Source organism: Kribbella sp. NPDC004138, from assembly GCF_053603655.1.
The window spans coordinates 92890-109715 of the sequence record NZ_JBSGFZ010000029.1; the positions used below are offsets into that span (position 1 = coordinate 92890).

Below are 16826 nucleotides of genomic sequence, written 5' to 3' on the forward strand. Positions count from 1 at the left end.
ACGCGCCACGCTGCCCTAGGCGGCTTCGTCGGCCATCCGATCGAGTGTGGCGACGATCGCCTCCGGATCGGTGAGCCAGCCCCGCGACGCCGACTGTCCGGGTGCGAACGAACCGAAGCCGTCGCGGGCGAAGAGCGGATCACCGGTCAGCGCGGCGGCCTCGCGGATCATCAGCCAGTGCTGGATGCGCTCGGGATTCGACTCCGCGGCGCGGACGAACGCCTCGTACTCCCGCTCGGCCCGGCGCCGCGACGCCGGCCGGTTCATCCGGGTCAGATAGTCGAACTGGTAGATCGACATCACGCCCATCACGATCTGCCAGCGGAACAGGAGCTCGATCGGCCGGCCGTGTTTGCGGGTGAAGTAGACGTAGTTCCGCAGCCACTCCCGGCCCTCGTTGTGCAGGTCCCGCCGATGCGAGCTCTTCACCACGAACTCGGTCAGGCCCCGCGCCTTGCAGCCGGCCTTGTGCAGGCGGTACCCGAAGTCGATGTCCTCCTCGCCCCATCCCACGAAGCCCTCGTCGAACCCTGCCACCCGCCGGGCGGCCGTCGCCGTCACACCGGCGTGGTTCGACACGAAGCAGTTCCAGGACGTCGTCCACTCCCCCGAATCGACCGCCGCGACGGCCCGGCGATGCGCCGCGAGTGTGCTGGGCGACAGTTCCTCGCTGCTGACCTCGTTCGACAGCATGGTCGCTCCGAGGACCATCACCTCACGATCCTCACTCGCGACGACCGCGTGGTGCGCGGAGACGAAGGCCGGCGAGGTCAGGCAGTCGTCGTCCAGGAACACCACGTACTCCGCGGCGGCCGCGGCGAGCCCGACGTTGCGGGCCCCGGCGCGGCCTCTGTTCACACCGTCGGCCTCGACCCGCAGGGCGGACCAGGCGGCCGGTTCGTAGCGGCGCATCGTCTGCAGAACCTCGGCCGTTGCGTCACTGGAGCCGTCGTCCACGACCACGACCTCGTAGTCAGGACAGTTCTCCTGCGCCGCCAGGGCTCGCAGCGTCGGCTCCAGCAAGGCCGCCTTGTTGTACGTGGGAATGACTACGCTGATCGACGGGGTCACGAATGAGTACCTTCCGCGAGTAGACGGCGCCGTCCCGCGTCGCGTGCTCACACCCTCCGCAGGCCGGCGCCGAGGGTTGTCCGGCCGACGGTCGCACTCGGTCGTTCGACGAGCTCGTCCGCCAACCGGCTGAACACGCCGCCGAAGCCGGCTGCCCAGGACGGCATCACCTTCGGCGCGCAATGGAACATGCCGACCAGCTGGCCGGGGTACTCGGCGAACAGCACCCGCAGCCCGAACCGCTCCTCGGTCCGCTCCAGGCTGACCGGGACGTGGTCCAGCCGGAGACCGGAGAACTCGACCGGCTCGTCCAGACAGATGATGTGGCTGAAGACCACGTCGTCGATCCGCCGGGCGCCGTCCGGTCCGCCGAGCCGCGCCGCCGCGGGCGGCAGCAGGTGCAGGGGCAGCCCGTTCGCGGCCGCGAAGTCGATCTCGGCCTGGGCAGCGGCGATCAGGTCCGTCATCGGCTGGTCCGCACGCACCGAGGCCCGCAGCAGCACCAGGTGCTCGAAGAATCCGACCGTGTCCGCGACCTCCGGCCGGTCACGCCCGTCGAACACCGAGGCGACTGCCGGCTCGCGCACCCCGGTCCGTGCCCAGATCAGCGCGAAGAACATCGCGAGTGTGACCGCGAACAAGCCTGCGGAAGCGTCCGCCGCGAGACGCTGCAGACCGGACACCTGCCGCTCCTCGAGGACGCAGTCCGGCTCCGGTCCAGCGTCAGGTGCCGCCTCGGACACCTGCCGGAGGGCCGGTACCTGAACGTGCTGCAGTCGTTCGGTCCAGGCGTGCCGCAACTCGGCCAGTCGCGCACCCGACATGCGGTCGCGCTGCCATTCGGCCCAAGCGGCGTACTGCCATCCGGACGGCGGCAGCGCCGCGCCGCTGTAGAGCGCGGCCAGCTCGTCGGCGATGACGGTCGCCGATCGACGGTCCATCGCGAGATGGTGGATGTTCAGGCAGAGGATGTGATCGGTCGGCGACAGCCGCCACAACCGGATCCGCAGCGGACCTTCGCCGATGTCGATCCTGGATCCGGTCTCCGCCTCCAGCGCCGCGAGCACCTCCTGCTCACCGGCACCGGAGCACACGGTCTCGGGAGCCAGGCCCGCGGACGCCGGCGGCTTGATGACCTGCAGCAACTGGTTGTCCCGCATCAGGAACGCCGTGCGCAACGACTCGTGCCGTTCGATCAGCGCGTCGACCGCGGCCGACAGCGCGCCGATGTCGAGCGGGCCGCGCAGGCGCCATGTCATCGGTTCGTTGAGCGCTCCCGCGGAGCCCCGGTAGCGGTCCATCAACCACAGCAGCCGCTGCCCGATCGACGCCGCGAACTCCCGGGTCTCTGCCACAGCTCACGATCGTAGGTGCCACGCTCGGACCGGCCGAGGACGTGAGTTGTACGGCGACAGCTCACGTGGCCGTGTACGCCGCGGCCTGGATCGCGTAGAGCTCCGCATACCGTCCCGGATCGCGCATCAACGCCGAATGGGAGCCACACTGCACGACCCGCCCCCGGTCGAGGACGACGATCCGGTCGGCGCCGGTCACCGTCGAGAACCGGTGCGACACGATCACCACGATGGCTCCGGCCCGTCCGGCCAGCGCGCGGGCACGCGCGATGTAGGCCTCGAACACCGCGTGCTCGCTGGGGGCGTCCAGCGACGCGGTCGGCTCGTCCAGGACGAACAGCAGTGGGGCCGGCCGCATCGACGCCCGCGCGAGTGCGGTCTTCTGCCATTGGCCTTCGGACAGGTCGACACCTCCGAGTTCCCGCCCGAGCTGGGTCTCGATCCCGCTGGGCAACCGGTCCACGAGGGCCGTCGCGTCGGCATGCCGGACGGCATCGTCGATCCGGCCGGGATCGGCGATGTTCGGCAGGTCGCCGAGGCCGATCGTCTCGGCGAACCTGGTCCGGAAGCGACCGAAGTCCTGGAATGCGGCACTCGTCCGGGATCGCCAGGCGGCCGTGTCGACGTCGGCCAGGTCCAGGGCGTCCAGCCGGACCGCACCCGACGTCGGCTGATAGAGCTTGAGCAGCAGCTTCACCAGCGTCGACTTTCCGGACCCGCGCTCACCGACGACCGCGATCACCGATCCGGCAGGCAGCCGCAGGGACACATCCTGCAGGGCCGGACGCTCGGTACCCGGGTACGTGAAGCCGACGTGCTCGATCGAGATGCCGTCCAGTAGCGCTTCGGGCGGGCGCTGCCGGCCGCGGGCGTTGGATCGCTCGGCCTCGGTGTAGTCCCGCAGCCACAAGAACGGTTCGATCAACCGGCCGGCTCCAGCCGCCTCCGCGGTCCGGTACACCGTGTTCTGCAGGGCCTGTCGCATGTTGGCGACGACGGTGATGGCGAGAACGATGTCGCCGACTGTTCCCGATCCCTGGAGCGCGCCGGTCGCCACCAGTCCCAGACCGGCGCTGAATCCCAGGGTGAAGATCAGCCAGCCCGTCAGCTTCCACACCGCCAGCCGGCAGCGCGCGCGGAACTGCGTCGACTCGACGTCGGCCCACGCCGCTGCCTGCCGACGAGCGCACTCGGGGCCGGCTCCGGCAGTCCGGATCTCCTTGCTCGTCGCGGCGTCCGCGGCCAGGTCGAACAGATGCCGCTGCAGCCGGAACGACTCAGCGGTTTCGGTCTCGGCCGCGATCACCGCGCGCTGGCCCCGCTGCTCGAACCACAACGGCACGTAGGCGAATCCGAGCAACAGCAGCAGCCACGGGTTCACGACGCCGAGCAGCACCAGCAACACCGCGAGCCGCGCCATGTTGAAGATCGAGTCGACGGCGACCCAGACACCGAACGCCAGGTCCCAGGCTCGCCCGCGGACCACCGTGATCCGGTCGAGGAACTCCGTCTGCTCCAGATGGTCGAGGGTCTCCAGGCCGGCGATGTCGCGGTCGATCCCGGGCTGCAGCTCGAGGAGGCCGAGCCGCTCGACGAGCCCGAAGTGCAGCACGATGTCGACCTGGTCCACGTACGCCATCAGCCCGCAGACGAGCGCGGCGACGAACGCTGCCCGGATCGCCGACCGGGCGTCCGCGGCCACCGCCGCGTCGACGACCTCGCGCAACGCGAGTGCCGAGGCGGCGACCAGTCCGACCGAGACCACCTTCACCGCCAGCAACCACAGCGTCTGCGCCGGGAACCGCCGTACCGACAGCCGCAACAGCTCCGCCCAGAGTTCGACGTAGCGCCTCATATCAGCTCGCCCTCTTCGATCCGGTCGTCGTGTCCCTGCCGGAACCGCTCGGCCTGGAGCGAGAACATCCGTGCGTACGACCCGCCGAGCCGCATCAGTTCGGCGTGGGTGCCGCTCTCGCTGATCCGGCCGTCCTCCAGCAGGACGATCCGGTGCGCGCGGCGTACCGTCGACAAGCGGTGCGAGATCAGTACGACGCTGGTGTCGTGCAGGGCGCTCGTCAGCTGCTGGAACACCTCGGTCTCGGTGCCGACGTCGAGGTGAGCCGTCGGCTCGTCCAGTACGACGATCTTCGCGCCCATCCGGACCGCGTACAGCGCCCGGGCGAGCGCGACCTGCTGCCACTGACCACCGGACAGGTCCACGCCGCCGCTCCGGGACCGGGACAGCGGCGTCTGCCAGCCGTCCGGGAGGTCGGCGACGACGGCGTCGAGGCCGGCCTCGCGAGCGACAGCGTCGAGTACGCCGGGGTCCACCGCCGCTCCCGGCCGACCGAGCGTGACGTTGTCCGCGGCGGGCAGTTGGTAGCGGACGAAGTCCTGGAAGACGACCGAGATCCGCCGACGCCACTCGGGCCCGAGATCCGCGAGATCGGTGCCGTCGGCACTGATCGAACCGGCGGTCGGGCGGTAGAGGCCGGCGAGCAGCTTGATCAGCGTCGACTTGCCGGCGCCGTTCATCCCCACGACCGCCAGCAGCTCTCCTGGCCGGATCTCGAGGTCCAGCCCGTCGAGGACCTGCCGCGCGGTGCGCGGATACGCGAAGGAGACACGATCGAACCGTACGAGCGGCGGGCTGCCGGTCTCGATCGCAGCCGGCGGCGCCGACTTCCGGGGCTCGAGGCTGTCCCGGCTCAGCAGATCGCGGAGTTGGTCCAGCGCCGCGAGACACGCGGTGGCTCCGATCAGCTCGCGCGCGTCGTCGTTGCCGAGGATCTGGAAGAGGGACCAACCGGCCGCCAGTACGGCGGTCGTCACCGCGACCGACGTGGTTCCGCTCGCAGCAGAGCTCGCCACCATCGTGTAGACCACGCCCAACGGCACCACGACGACCAAGGTCTGTGGCAGCAGCCGCGCGACGAATCCGTTGCCCAGACCCCACACCGGCTCGAACGTGCCGCGGACGTGGTGCAGCATCCGATCGACCGCCCAGTCGCCGAAGCCGAACACCCTGGCGTCCTTGCCTTCACTGGGCGAGGTGATCGCTGCTTCCCACGCGTCGCCGTGCAGCGCTTGGCCGAGGCCGCGCTGGGCCTGCCGGTACCACCGCAGTGCGTGCCGGTGCAGGAAGAAGCGAAACGTGAACGCCGACAGTACGAGGAGCGGGACGGGCCACCAGGCGTAGCGCGTCAGGACCACGCACGAGCCGGCCAGGCCGATCCCGGAGGCCAGCAGCCGCAGTTGCGCGAGCGCCCCGTCGGCCGGCGTACGTTGCGTCCAGTTGTCCGGATCCGCCTTCGCTTCGCGAATCAGGGTCTGCGCTTGAGGTCCTTCGAGCGCGCCGATCGTCGGCGCCGCCGTGATCAGCTCCGACAGCGACCGCCGGTGTGCGCCGTCGATGCGCATACGGGCGAGGTGGTACAGCGGCTCTCGCGCCGCCTCGGCCGCGTTGCCCAGCACCAGAACGACCGCGAACAGGGTCAGCGGAGCGTAGAGGATCGCCAGGTCCGCGGTCCCGTCTCCCTGCTGCACCCGGGAGACCAGCCAGGCCACCGCCGTCGCGGTCAGCGCGGGCACCAGGCTGCCGACCACGGATACCAGTACGACCGCCAGCAGCAGGGCGACGCCCGTCGCTCGGAACGACTTCAGCAACGCGATGCGTTCAGCGACCAGGCGCGCCACGATGCCGTTCATCTCCAGCTCCCGCAGGTTGGTTGCCGTCCGGATCGACGCTATACGGTGGCACGACGGTCCGAAAGCCGAGCAAATACAGGGTGTTCGAGCTTCACGAGACGATGGGAGCCACCATGCCGACAGCTTCGGCGCGCCGGTTCGTCCTGGTGACCGGCGGTTCGCTGGGTGACGTGCTGCCCTACATCGGCCTCGCGAGTCACTTGCGGTCATTGGGTGAGGACGTACTGCTGGTGGCCGGGCCGCAGGTCGCGCTGCTGGCCCGCGGAGAGCGGATCCCCTTCCAGGCCCTGGAATCGGCGCCGGGCGACGGCGCCGACAGCGGATTCGACGAGAGCGGCGGCTGGCGGGCCTTCCTCCGGCTGACCGACACCTGGGTGCTCGGGTCGCTCGGCAACACCATCGCGCAGCTGGACGAGACGATCCGCTCCGACGACGTCGTCGTGGCGCATCCGATCCAGATCGCCGCCGCGCTGGTGGCGCAAAATCGCGGTGTGCCCTGGTTCACCGTGAGCCCGGCGGCATGGCTGTTCCCGAACGCGGAGCGAATGCCGCTGTACCAGCCGTTCAAGACCCTCGGGCCGGTTCTCAACCGGCTGGCCTGGAAGGACTTCGGGCGCCGGCTCGACGCGCGCTTCCTCGGTCGCATCCGCAGTGCCTGCGAAGCGGCGGGCATCGCGGGACCGACCGGCTCGTTTCTCGACCTGTGCTGCTCGCCGGGGCGAGCGCTCGTCCTCAGTTCTCCGCTGCTCCTCGACTCCCGCCGGCTACCGGCCCACGTCATGGTGACCGGGTTCGCGCACTGGGACGTGACGCGGCTCTGGCGCAACCGGTCCGGACTCGAGCGGTACCTCGACGAGGGCGACGACGTCCTGGCCTTCCGGGCACCGCCGCATCAGTCGACCCCAGGTTTTCAGGAGGCAGCAGCGGCGGTCTGCCGGTCCCTGGGGGTGCGCGGCGTCTACATCGACTTCCGTGCCGAGCGATCCGGTGTCGACGGTCCGCTGTTCGTCGACCGCTACATCCCGCTGTCGGTGCTGGCTCCGCGATCACTGGCCGGCGTCCACTACGGCGGCCTCGGCACCAGCACGGTCTTCGCGGCGAACGGGCGTCCGGCCGTGATCATGCCGTCGACCGTCGACCAGTTCGAGAATGCCGACGTACTGGCGGCGCTGGGCGCCGGCGTCCGGCTCGACTGGCGCCGCTGGACGCCCGCGCGTCTGCTCAGCTGCGTGGAACGCGCAGTTGAACAACGCGATGCCAGCACGTCCCTCGGTGCACAGCTCACCCGGGAGCGTGGGTTCGACGTCGCGACGTCGGTGCTCCGCGCCGAGGGCCGGCCGGACGACCGAGCGAGACGGGAAGGCTCTCCAGCCCACGCAGGGTGAAGGTCGGAGCCCACACCGGCTGACCTGCGAGGCTGAGCTCCGGGAAGCGCCGCAGGACAGCCACGAGGATGTACTCGGCCTCGGAGCGCGCGAGTCCCGCTCCGAGGCAGTAGTGATGCCCGCCTCCGAAGGAGAGCACCCGCCGCGCGGGCCGGCGGCTGAGCACCAGCCGATCCGGCTCGGCGAACGCCTCCGGGTCGCGGTGTGCGGCCGCGACCATCGCCATGATCCCGGTGCCGGCCGGAAGGCTGTGGCCGCGGAGGTCGATCGGGCGGTGTGTCACCCGGGCGATCGACTGGATGGGGCTGTCGTACCGGAGCAGCTCGTCGACCGCTGCCGGGACCTCGGTCGCCGGCGCGCGGCGCAGCGCGGCCAGCTGATCCGGATTCCGGAGCAGGGCGAGCAGGCTGTTGGCGATCAGGTTCACCGTGTTGTGGTAGCCGTTGACCAGTAGGAACACGGCGTTCGCCACGAGCTCGCCGAGGTCGAGAGGCGCGCCGGCGACATCGGCCCGCACCAGTCGGCTGACGATGTCCTCGCCCGACGTACGGCGGCGCCGTACCACCAGGCGGCCCATGTAGCTCGCGAACTCGCGCTCGGCATCTTGGGCGGCGTCGCGCTGCGCGTCGGTGACGCTGGAGCCCGGATCCCCGTTGCGGACCAGTGCTCGGCTCCATCGCACCACGTCCGCGTGGTCCTCCTCAGGGATCCCGAACGACCCGCAGATGGCTGCGAGCGGCACCGGGAGCGCCAGCTGAGTCACCGCGTCGACCGTCTGGCCGGAGCGTTCGGCGGCCTTCGCCAGCATGTCCGACACCAGGTGAGCGACTGTCGGCCGCAGCACCGTCGGTGCGTCCCTCCCGAACGCCTGGCCCAGTGCGCCGCGAACTCTGCCGTGCATCGGCGGATCCAGCATGCTCACCGGGCGCGGGACGTCGTTGCCCGCGATCCCCTGGATACCGGACACCGCGCCGTAGCCGTCGAGCCCGCCGTGCGGCGGCGCCGTGCCGGCCCTCCGATCGCTCAGGATCCCCGCCACGTCGTCGTACCTGGTCAGCACGACGGTGCCATCGGCGAGGCGCAGGACCGGCTCGCGGCGCCGCAGCTGCGCCAGGTACGGGTACGGGTCGGCCCGGTACGCCGCGGTCGCGGTCGCCGCGCCGAAAGCGTCGAGCTGTCCGCGCGCCGTCATCAGCGGGCCTGGAGCTCCTCGACGACGAGATCGGAGATGTCGCCGAGGGTCTTGATCTGCTGGGCCCGTTCCTGCTCGATCGGATCGAGGTCGAACCGGTCCTCCAGCGCGAAGGCGAGCTCGAGCAACGCCAGCGAGTGGAACGCCAGGTCCTCGACCAGCCGGGAGTCGTCGGTCGCCGGGACGTCGTCGGCCGGCGCGAGCTCGAGCGCGATCGCCCGGACCTCGGCGCGGATCTCGTCGACCGGCCGGCCGGACACCATGGTCGGATTCGCTTCAGTCATCGCTGTCTCCTGTCGATAGTTGCCTCGGGCGACGAGCAGCCGGATCACCGGCCGGCTGCCGCGCCCCGAACATCTGCCACAGCCGCGCCCGTTGCGGCTTGCCACTGGTCGTGCGCGGGATGCGGCCGCGCGGCGCGTCCACGGTGACCACCTCGGCGCCTTCGGCGGACCGCCGGAGAACCCGGTCAGCGGCCCACAGCCACTCCGGACGGGCCCGCTCGATGACGGCAACCGCCGTACTGCGACCCTCGCGCACCCCGAGCGCGGTGGCGAAGCGCTGCGGTGGCACTCCCTCCGCGGCGATCGCGGCCTCGAGGTCCTCGGCGAAGACCGTCCGCGCGCGGACCTTCAGGCTGTCGCCGAGGCGGCCGATGACGAACAGCTCGCCGTCCAGCAGGAAGCCCGCGTCGCCCGTCCGCACCTTTCCTTCCGCGAATGCTGTGAGTGAGCCGGTCGCAGCGTCGAGGTCGCCGAGGTACCCGCTGCCGATCGACATTCCGGACACGGCGATCTCTCCCACTGTGCCGGCGGGCTGCGGCTGCCCCTCGGAGTCCTCGACGTCGACCACCACACCTGCCATCGGTGTGCCGCAGCCGATCAGCGTCAGGCCGGAGGTCCCAGCCGTCTCGACCCGCAAGCCCGTGCTCAGACTCGACGGCACGAACGTCAGCGCCCGGAGCCGTCTGCCTTGTCGCAATCCGGTGACGGCGAGCGTTGCCTCGGCGAGTCCGTACGCCGGCAGCAGAGCACCCGCATCCAGCCCGTGCGGCCCGAGCAGCTCGGTGAAGCGCCGTACGGCGTCGGGATCGATGCGCTCGGCACCGATGATCACCGATCGCACCTGGGTGCAGTCGAGACCGGCCAGGTCGCCGGGCCGTACCCGTGCCGCGACGTGCGCGAGTCCGAAGCTCGGCATCGCCGTATGGCGCGCCGCCTGATCGCCGCCGCGATCGAAACACCGCAGGAAGCGCAGCGGATCGCGAACGAACTGCCGCGGAGACATCAGCCAGACGTCGGAGCCGTCCACCACCGGGGTGATCAGGCAACCGGTCAGGCCCATGTCGTGGTACATCGGGAGCCAGGACGCGGTGGCCTGCGAGCCGTCCATCCCCAGCCAGTCCCTGATCGCCGCGACGTTCGCGGCGAGAGCGGCGGAGCTGATGGCGATCGCGCGACTGCGTCCGCTCGATCCCGACGTGAACTGCACCAGCGCGGGACCGGGCACGCCGTCGACCGGGGCCGCGGGCGACGAGTCGGTGAACGTGCCGAGATCCTCGACAGCCGCGACACCGGCTCGGCGCGCAAGATCGCGGATGACACGCTCGTACGGCGCCTCGACCAGGACGATCGCCGGCTCCGCCGCCCGGAACGACGCCCCGACCTGCTGGGCGTACAGCTCGCGGTCGCCGAATGCCGTCGGCGGCGGCAACGGAGAGGCGGTCGCGCCGCAGTGCATCGCGCCGAACAGAGCTGTGACGAAACCCCGACCGCCGTCGGCGACGACCGCGACCACATCGCCGGGCACGATCCCCGACCGCACCAGCGCCGCGGACACCCCGCGAACCCCGGCGGCGAGCCGCTGGTAGCTCCAGAACTCCCAAGCATCCTGCGCGCCGGCGAAATGGACGCCCCGGCCGGGACTCGGGTCGTCGAGCCAGGACAGCAGGCGACGGCGGGCGGTGTCAGCGCGACTCAACCTGCACCCCAGCGTCGGCGCGTTCCGGCTCGGGCCAGAGCCGCCACAGCCGCTCCGGCACCAGGCAACTCAGCATGGGCAGGGTCCCGAGCTGCGATCCGTACGCGAGGATGGCCTGTGCCTTCCGGCCGGTGGCGTTGTCGGGCCGGAGTTCGTTGCCCTGCGCGCATTCCTTGGCGCCCGAGCTCCTCGCGGTGGCCCGGACCTGATCAACGGCCAGGGTCGGGAACTGGACACGGTACGGCAGCTCCTCGTAGGCGAGCGAGACGATGCCGGCGAACTCACGCGCAACCCGGCTCCAGACGCGGGCCACTTGCACGTGGTCGGGATGGAGCAGTCCGACCGGCCCGAGGACCACGTCCGGGCGACAGCTCTCGATCGTCTCCCGCAACCGGGCAGCGATCGCGTCGTCGCTGCTGCGAACGCGGTACTGGCGGTCCAGGAACTCCAGATGCAACGGCGTGGCGCCGAGCAGGCCGAGCGCGAGCGCGTCTTCCTGCCGGCGCCGCGTCATCATCTCCGCCCCGTTCGCCGCACCCGTCGCGGCGTCGTAATGTCCGCGCGCTTCCGGGCCCGGCACGCCGGCGAACACCGTCACGACCGTGGCGCCGGGATGCTGGCCGAGGTACTCGCCGGTGGACAGCACGGCGTCGTCCAGATGCGGCGAGATGACCAGAACGGAACTCATGCCAGTCCGCCCGACAGGTCCGCGGCCGGTGCGTACGCCGATCGGCTCGCGCCGAGGTAGCGCTGCCGCAGAGTCTGCTCGGCCTCGTCGTACTGCGTCCGGAACAGACCGCGTCGCTGAAGCTCCGGCACCAGCAGGTCGCAGATGTCGTCGACACCCGACGTCGGCGGGCAGGGGTACAGGTTGAACCCGTCCACCCCCGCGATGTCGAGGTACTCCTCCATCCGGTCCGCCACCTGTTCCGGCGTACCGAACAGGCTGAGGCGGTCGTGCGCGTGCGGCCGCCGCGGCGTCGCGATGAGGTCCCGGACGTCGCCCACGGTCCAGTCGCGGTCCGGCGACGCGCCGGCCAGGAACCCGGTCACGGAGCGGCCGTCCTCCGGCATGATGTCGGTGATCGGCGTCCGGTCGTCGTACGCCGCGAGGTCGACGCCGACCCACCCGCACCACTTCGCCAACAGGCCACCAGGGCTGGTCAGCTCGGTGAACTCGGCTGCCCGCGCCTCCGCTTCGGCCTTCGTGCGACCGAGCAGGACCGGGAACCCCTGCAGCACCTTGATCGCCTGCGGGTCACGGCCGAACTGCTCTGCGCGCCGGCGGAGTTCGCGCACCTTCTCGGCGCCGCGCCGGGCGCTGCTGAGGGTGACGAACACGACCTCCGCGTGCCGCGCCGCGAACGTGGTCCCACGATCCGACGAACCGGCCTGATACAGCACCGGCGTCCGCTGCGGCGACGGCTCGCACTGATGGACGGCGTCCACGGTGAACCACTGGCCCTTGTGCTGCACCGGGCGCACCAGGTCCGGATCCGTGAAGACGTCGGCAGCCACGTCGTGCCGCAGCGCACCGTCGGCCCAGCTGTCCTCCCAGAGTGCGCGCACCACCTCGAGGTACTCGTCGGCACGGTCGTAGCGCTCGTCGTGCGGGATGTACTCGCCGAGCCCGGTCGCCTTCGCCAGCCGCAGGTCCGACGTGACAATGTTCCAGCCCACCCGGCCGCCGGTCAGGTGGTCCAACGACGAGAACACCCGGGCGCACTGGTACGGCGCGTGGTACGACACCGAGTACGTGACCGCGAAACCGAGGTGCTCGGTGGAGGCTGCCATTGCCGGGAGCAACAACGTGGGGTCGATCGCGGGCACCTGGTGGGCATGGCGGACCGAGGCCGCCGCCGACCCGCCGTACACGTCGTACACACCGTGGATGTCGGCCAGGAACAGTGCGTCGATACACGCCGCCTCGAGCCGCTGGGCGAGTGACGTCCAGTAGGACAGCGACCGGTAACCCGTCCGGGTGGCGTCGTCCGGGTGCCGCCACAGGCCCTCGAACAGCGGCGACGGCACTCCCTGGCTCAGGACATTCAGATGCATGTGAACCGCCTCCTCAGGCTGCGCGTACCGACAGCGGCACGCTCTCGAAGGCGCGGATGTTGCCCGCACTCGTGAACCGTCGAACCGGATCGCCCGCCGGTTCGATCACGGCGAACCGGCTGAGCAGACGCTGGAAGACCACGCGACCCTCCTCACGCGCCAGTGGCGCGCCCAGGCAGAAGTGACTGCCGCTGCCGAACGCCAGCTGTGGATTCGGGGAGCGGCCGATGTCCAGCCGATCCGGCTCGGCGTACACCCGCTCGTCGTGGTTGGCAGAGCCGAGCAGGAGCACCAGCACCCTGCCCGCCCGGATGACCTGACCGCCGACCTCGATCGGCTCCAGCACCATCCGGCCGGCGCCCTGTACCGGCGCGTCGTAGCGGAGGAACTCCTCGACCGCCGACGGCGCCAGCCCGGGCTCCGCACGGAGCCTGGCGAGCTGGTCACGATGCTCCAGCAACGCGGCGCATCCGGTACTGATCATGTTCCGCGTCGTCTCGAAGCCCGCGAAGAACAGGAAGACCGCGTTGTCGACGATCTCGTCGCGGGTCAGCCCGGTGCCGTCGTCGCCGGCGGCCGCGACCATCCGGCTGAGCAGGTCGTCGCCGGCTGCCCGCCGGCGGTCGTCGAGCATCGCACCGACGTACTCCCGCAGCCACACGACCGAGTCGTGCACCGCGGGCCGATCCGTCTCCGCGACGTGGGTGTTCCAGCCGCGCGCCAGATCCGCCGCACGCGGCCGCACCAGATCGCGGTCGCTCGCCGGCACCCCCATCAGCTCGCAGATCACCGTGATCGGCAACGGGTACGCGAGGTCCTTCGCCACATCGAGCGTTCCGGTGTCCGCGGCCGGATCGAGGAGCTCGTCGACGAGCTCGCCCAGCCGGGCGGACAGCCCACGGACCAGCGCCGGGGTGAAGGCCTTGCTCATCAGCCCCCGGAGCTTGGTGTGTTCGGGCGGGTCGCGAACGATGCTGATGGCACCGAAGAACTCGGCCGCGGGTCCGTCGCCCACCGCGAATCGCCGGTATTCCGGCGGATACCCGTGCCCGAGCCGCCGGTCCCGCAGCAACGCCGACACCTCGGCATGCCGCGTGACGCCCCATTGCCCGGGACCGAAGCGGCACAGCGGGCCGGCGTTCCGCAATTCCCGGTAGGCGGGATACGGATCGACCAGGACATCGGGAGCGTCGTGATCGAACCGGGGAGGCAGCGGGTCGATCGTCACAGGATCCTCCGGGGCGCGACTGGGCACAGGTCATCAGCGTCTGCGGCCGTCGACGGGAGTGCAACCCAGGCAATACCGTGACGACGGTCCGCAGACCGGTGCGAAGGAGTGTCGATGGACGAGGCGGAGTACGACGCGTTGAGCCGGCTACCGGGCGCCTTGGAGCGGCACGGCTTCGCGTCGTTCCTGGCTGCTTTTCCACCGCATGCGACCCGGCGCGATCGCTGGGCGCGCGAGGCGGACCGGATCGACGGATCGTTGCGTAGCCTCGTGGATCTCCTGCTGCTGCAGCGTTGTGTCAGCCGAAGCACGCTTCCGAGTGAGGTGGCTGCCGCGCTCCCGGTCCTGGCTGCGGCGGACGTCGCGCAGCTCGACGGCACGGACGTATCGCTGCCAAGCCTTTCGCTCTTTCGCCCGCACGGCGTGTGGTTGCTCGCAGAGCCTCCGGGGCCGACGCAGGTGGACACGTACTTCGGCCCGGACTCGTTGGCGCTGGCGATGCATGCGTCGTACGGCACGGGTCGTTCCTGCCTGGACCTCTGTGCCGGTCCTGGCTTCCAAGGCCTGACCGCGGCCGCGTCCTGCGCATCGGTCACGCTGGTGGAGCTCATGCCGCGCGCGGCCGCGATCGCCGTGCTGAATGCCGCTCTGAACGGCGCGACCGCGAAGGTGGACGTCCGTGTCGGAGATCTGTACGACGCCGTGAACGGCGAGCGGTACGACCATGTCGTGGCGAACGTGCCGTTCATGCCGGTTCCGCCGGGTCACTCGTTCCCGGTCGCGGGCGCGGGCGGGCCGGACGGATTCGCGATCGCACGCAAGGTGCTCGGCGGTCTTCCGGAGCACCTGGAGCCCGGTGGCAGCGCGTTCCTGGCGACGATGCTGCTCCGCGACAGCGACGGCGACCTGTTGCTGCGCGACGAGCTCGCCGCCTGGGCCGCGCAGGCAGGCTACGACGTCACCGTGCTGGCCACCTCGGCCATTCCGGCGACGCCGGCCTCACCGCTGGTCCGCGGGACCGCGGAGGCGATGGCTCCGGGACGCGCGGACCTGATCGAGCAGTTCACCGGGGAGATCACGGACCACTACGCGACGCTGGGCGCGCGAACCGCCACCTGGGCGTTCCTCCGCGTCGGCGAGGGCGACCGTGGACTGAGCGTCGTCGACCTGGGCAGCACCGGCCGGCTCGCACCGTGGGTCTCGATGGTCTGACGGTCACGCCAGCCGGGCCCGCAGCGCCGCCTTGTGGACCTTGCCGATCGATGTGTAGGGCAACGACTCGACGGTGACCACCGCGTCCGGGAACTTGTACGTCGCCAGGCCGCGATCGCCGAGGAAGTTCCGCAGATCCGACAGGCTGGGCGCATCGCCGGTCGCCGCGACGACGAAGACGCACGTCCGCTCCCCCAGGACCGGGTCGGGCTGCGCGACGACGGCTGCCTCGTGCACCCGCGGGTGGGCGGCCAGGTGTTCCTCGACCTCGGCCGCGGAGATCTTCTCGCCGCCGCGGTTGACCACGTCCTTGATCCGCCCCTCGACGACCAGGTTCCCGTCGGGCCGCACGGTCACCAGGTCACCCGTGCGGAAGAAGCCGTCGGCCGTGAAGGTCTTCGCGTTGTGCTCCTCCGCGCGGTAGTACCCGTTGATCGTGTACGGGCCGCGCGTCAGCAACTCGCCGACCTCACCCTGCGGCACGGGCTGGTCGTGCTCGTCGACAACACGGATCTCGTCGTCGTCCGAGAGCGGATGCCCTTCGGTCCGGTGCCGTTGCTCGGCCGGAGCCTCCGGCCGGGTGAACGAGAGCAGACCTTCGGCCATCCCGAACCACCGGGTCAAGCGGCAGCCCAGCACGCGCTCGGCCTCCACCGCGAGCTCGGGCTCCAACCGCGCTCCACCGACCTCGATCGTCAGCCTCGACAGGTCGGCGCCGAAGGCGGGGGCGGTCTTCATCCACAGGGGCAGAAAGGCCGGCATCAAGGTCGTCAGCGTGACCTGCTCCCGCGCAATCAACGGGAACACCTCGTCCGGGCTCGGACTCGCCGCCAGGACGGCGGTGCCACCGGCCCGGATCGCTCCGAGCACTCCAGGACAGCCGAGCGCGGCGTTGTGTGCCGCGGGCAGTGCGGCCAGATAGACGCCGCTGTCGTCGAAATGCATCGCGGCGGCTGTCGCACGCAACTGGTACCCGTAGTCGTTGTGCGTCCGCGGGATCAGCTTCGGCAACTGCGTCGTACCTCCGGACAGCAGCAGCAGCGCGACGTCGTCCGGGTCGGGTGGCGGCACCTGCGCCGGTTCGCCGCGCGTCTCGTCGAGGGCGACGAACTCCCCTGGGTCGCCAGCCACCAGCACGTGCTCCAAGGCCGGCGCCGTCGGCCGGATCTCGCGAGCGAGCTCCCGATGGTCGAATCCGGCTACCACGTCAGGCACCACGAGCAGCTTCGCCTCGGTGTGGGCACAGAGGTAGGCCAGCTCGACCCGCCGGTGCGCGGGCAGCGCGAGCACGGGCAGCACACCGAGCCGGAAGAGCGCCAGGCAGAGCGCAACGAAATCCGGCGTGTTCGGCAGCTGCACCACAGCTCGGTCCCCGGCGCGCAGACCGAGCGCACGAAGTCCACCGGCCAGCTCGTCCGCCCACCGGTCCAGCTGCCCGTAACTGACCTGGCGCTGAAGCGTCGCCAGCGCAGTGCGCCCAGCAGCCTCGCGAGCCGGCTCCCGGCCCAGGTCGGCCAGCGTCTCACCGCTCCAGTACCCGGCCCGGCGGTACGCCGCGGCCCGGTCGGCCGGCCACGGTACGGCGCCGGTCAGCACGATCGTCTCGCTCGCTGCATCAGGGCCCCGCCTTCGTCGTC

The 16826-nt window shown here is 70.8% G+C and carries 13 protein-coding genes; 2 read left to right on the forward strand and 11 right to left on the reverse strand.

The window, feature by feature from the left end; genetic code table 11:
- Positions 1–15: 15 nt before the first annotated feature.
- The 4 genes from ACWEOO_RS34325 to ACWEOO_RS34340 all read right to left on the reverse strand — a co-directional run bounded on the left by ACWEOO_RS34325 (position 16) and on the right by ACWEOO_RS34340 (position 6134).
- Positions 16–1071 carry a glycosyltransferase family 2 protein gene (locus tag ACWEOO_RS34325; RefSeq protein ID WP_452146577.1) on the reverse strand — a complete coding sequence of 352 codons (1056 nt, stop codon included), beginning with the start codon at positions 1069–1071 and terminating at the stop codon, positions 16–18.
- A gap of 47 nt (positions 1072–1118) precedes the next feature.
- Positions 1119–2426, reverse strand: coding sequence for a condensation domain-containing protein (locus ACWEOO_RS34330; protein WP_452146578.1), 1308 nt, complete (start codon positions 2424–2426; stop codon positions 1119–1121).
- A 61-nt stretch (positions 2427–2487) separates the two neighbouring features.
- A complete protein-coding gene (locus ACWEOO_RS34335; protein ID WP_452146579.1) occupies positions 2488–4281 on the reverse strand; it encodes an ATP-binding cassette domain-containing protein in 1794 nt (597 codons plus the stop codon).
- A complete protein-coding gene (locus ACWEOO_RS34340; protein ID WP_452146580.1) occupies positions 4278–6134 on the reverse strand; it encodes an ABC transporter ATP-binding protein in 1857 nt (618 codons plus the stop codon). Before ACWEOO_RS34340 ends, ACWEOO_RS34335 begins: the two co-directional genes overlap by 4 nt.
- A gap of 113 nt (positions 6135–6247) precedes the next feature.
- Here ACWEOO_RS34340 and ACWEOO_RS34345 point away from each other — a divergent pair, with 113 nt between their 5' ends.
- Positions 6248–7519: a nucleotide disphospho-sugar-binding domain-containing protein gene (locus tag ACWEOO_RS34345; protein ID WP_452146581.1), complete on the forward strand. Its 1272-nt coding sequence runs from the start codon at positions 6248–6250 to the stop codon at positions 7517–7519.
- On the opposite strand, the gene ACWEOO_RS34350 is transcribed toward ACWEOO_RS34345, so the two are convergent.
- From ACWEOO_RS34350 to ACWEOO_RS34375, 6 genes are read right to left on the reverse strand one after another with little or no spacing between them, the layout of a single operon-like run.
- Positions 7416–8711 (reverse strand): cytochrome P450, encoded by a 1296-nt coding sequence (locus ACWEOO_RS34350; protein WP_452146582.1) that lies wholly within the window; start codon positions 8709–8711, stop codon positions 7416–7418. The genes ACWEOO_RS34345 and ACWEOO_RS34350 overlap by 104 nt on opposite strands.
- Positions 8711–8995 carry a phosphopantetheine-binding protein gene (locus ACWEOO_RS34355; protein WP_452146583.1) on the reverse strand — a complete coding sequence of 95 codons (285 nt, stop codon included), beginning with the start codon at positions 8993–8995 and terminating at the stop codon, positions 8711–8713. The genes ACWEOO_RS34350 and ACWEOO_RS34355 overlap by 1 nt, the downstream gene beginning before the upstream one ends.
- Positions 8988–10691 carry an AMP-binding protein gene (locus ACWEOO_RS34360; protein WP_452146584.1) on the reverse strand — a complete coding sequence of 568 codons (1704 nt, stop codon included), beginning with the start codon at positions 10689–10691 and terminating at the stop codon, positions 8988–8990. The genes ACWEOO_RS34355 and ACWEOO_RS34360 overlap by 8 nt, the downstream gene beginning before the upstream one ends.
- Positions 10678–11379, reverse strand: coding sequence for a PIG-L deacetylase family protein (locus ACWEOO_RS34365; protein ID WP_452146585.1), 702 nt, complete (start codon positions 11377–11379; stop codon positions 10678–10680). The genes ACWEOO_RS34360 and ACWEOO_RS34365 overlap by 14 nt, the downstream gene beginning before the upstream one ends.
- A complete protein-coding gene (locus tag ACWEOO_RS34370; protein WP_452146586.1) occupies positions 11376–12749 on the reverse strand; it encodes an NtaA/DmoA family FMN-dependent monooxygenase in 1374 nt (457 codons plus the stop codon). The genes ACWEOO_RS34365 and ACWEOO_RS34370 overlap by 4 nt, the downstream gene beginning before the upstream one ends.
- Before the next feature lie 13 nt (positions 12750–12762).
- Positions 12763–13977: a cytochrome P450 gene (locus tag ACWEOO_RS34375; RefSeq protein ID WP_452146587.1), complete on the reverse strand. Its 1215-nt coding sequence runs from the start codon at positions 13975–13977 to the stop codon at positions 12763–12765.
- A gap of 114 nt (positions 13978–14091) precedes the next feature.
- Between ACWEOO_RS34375 and ACWEOO_RS34380 the strand changes: the two genes are divergently transcribed.
- Positions 14092–15189: a methyltransferase gene (locus ACWEOO_RS34380; RefSeq protein ID WP_452146588.1), complete on the forward strand. Its 1098-nt coding sequence runs from the start codon at positions 14092–14094 to the stop codon at positions 15187–15189.
- A gap of 3 nt (positions 15190–15192) precedes the next feature.
- Here ACWEOO_RS34380 and ACWEOO_RS34385 read toward each other — a convergent pair whose 3' ends face one another.
- On the reverse strand, positions 15193–16785 hold the full coding sequence (locus ACWEOO_RS34385; protein ID WP_452146589.1) for a (2,3-dihydroxybenzoyl)adenylate synthase: 1593 nt from the start codon (positions 16783–16785) through the stop codon (positions 15193–15195).
- Between the last annotated feature and the right edge of the window lie 41 nt (positions 16786–16826).

Excerpts from the sequence above, each read along its gene's own strand:
- ACWEOO_RS34335 (WP_452146579.1), bottom strand. The coding sequence starts at position 4,281 with ATGAGGCGCTACGTCGAACTCTGGGCGGAGCTGTTGCGGCTGTCGGTA.
- ACWEOO_RS34340 (WP_452146580.1), bottom strand. The coding sequence starts at position 6,134 with ATGAACGGCATCGTGGCGCGCCTGGTCGCTGAACGCATCGCGTTGCTG.
- ACWEOO_RS34345 (WP_452146581.1), top strand. The coding sequence starts at position 6,248 with ATGCCGACAGCTTCGGCGCGCCGGTTCGTCCTGGTGACCGGCGGTTCG.
- ACWEOO_RS34350 (WP_452146582.1), bottom strand. The coding sequence starts at position 8,711 with ATGACGGCGCGCGGACAGCTCGACGCTTTCGGCGCGGCGACCGCGACC.
- ACWEOO_RS34355 (WP_452146583.1), bottom strand. The coding sequence starts at position 8,995 with ATGACTGAAGCGAATCCGACCATGGTGTCCGGCCGGCCGGTCGACGAG.
- ACWEOO_RS34365 (WP_452146585.1), bottom strand. The coding sequence starts at position 11,379 with ATGAGTTCCGTTCTGGTCATCTCGCCGCATCTGGACGACGCCGTGCTG.
- ACWEOO_RS34370 (WP_452146586.1), bottom strand. The coding sequence starts at position 12,749 with ATGCATCTGAATGTCCTGAGCCAGGGAGTGCCGTCGCCGCTGTTCGAG.
- ACWEOO_RS34380 (WP_452146588.1), top strand. The coding sequence starts at position 14,092 with ATGGACGAGGCGGAGTACGACGCGTTGAGCCGGCTACCGGGCGCCTTG.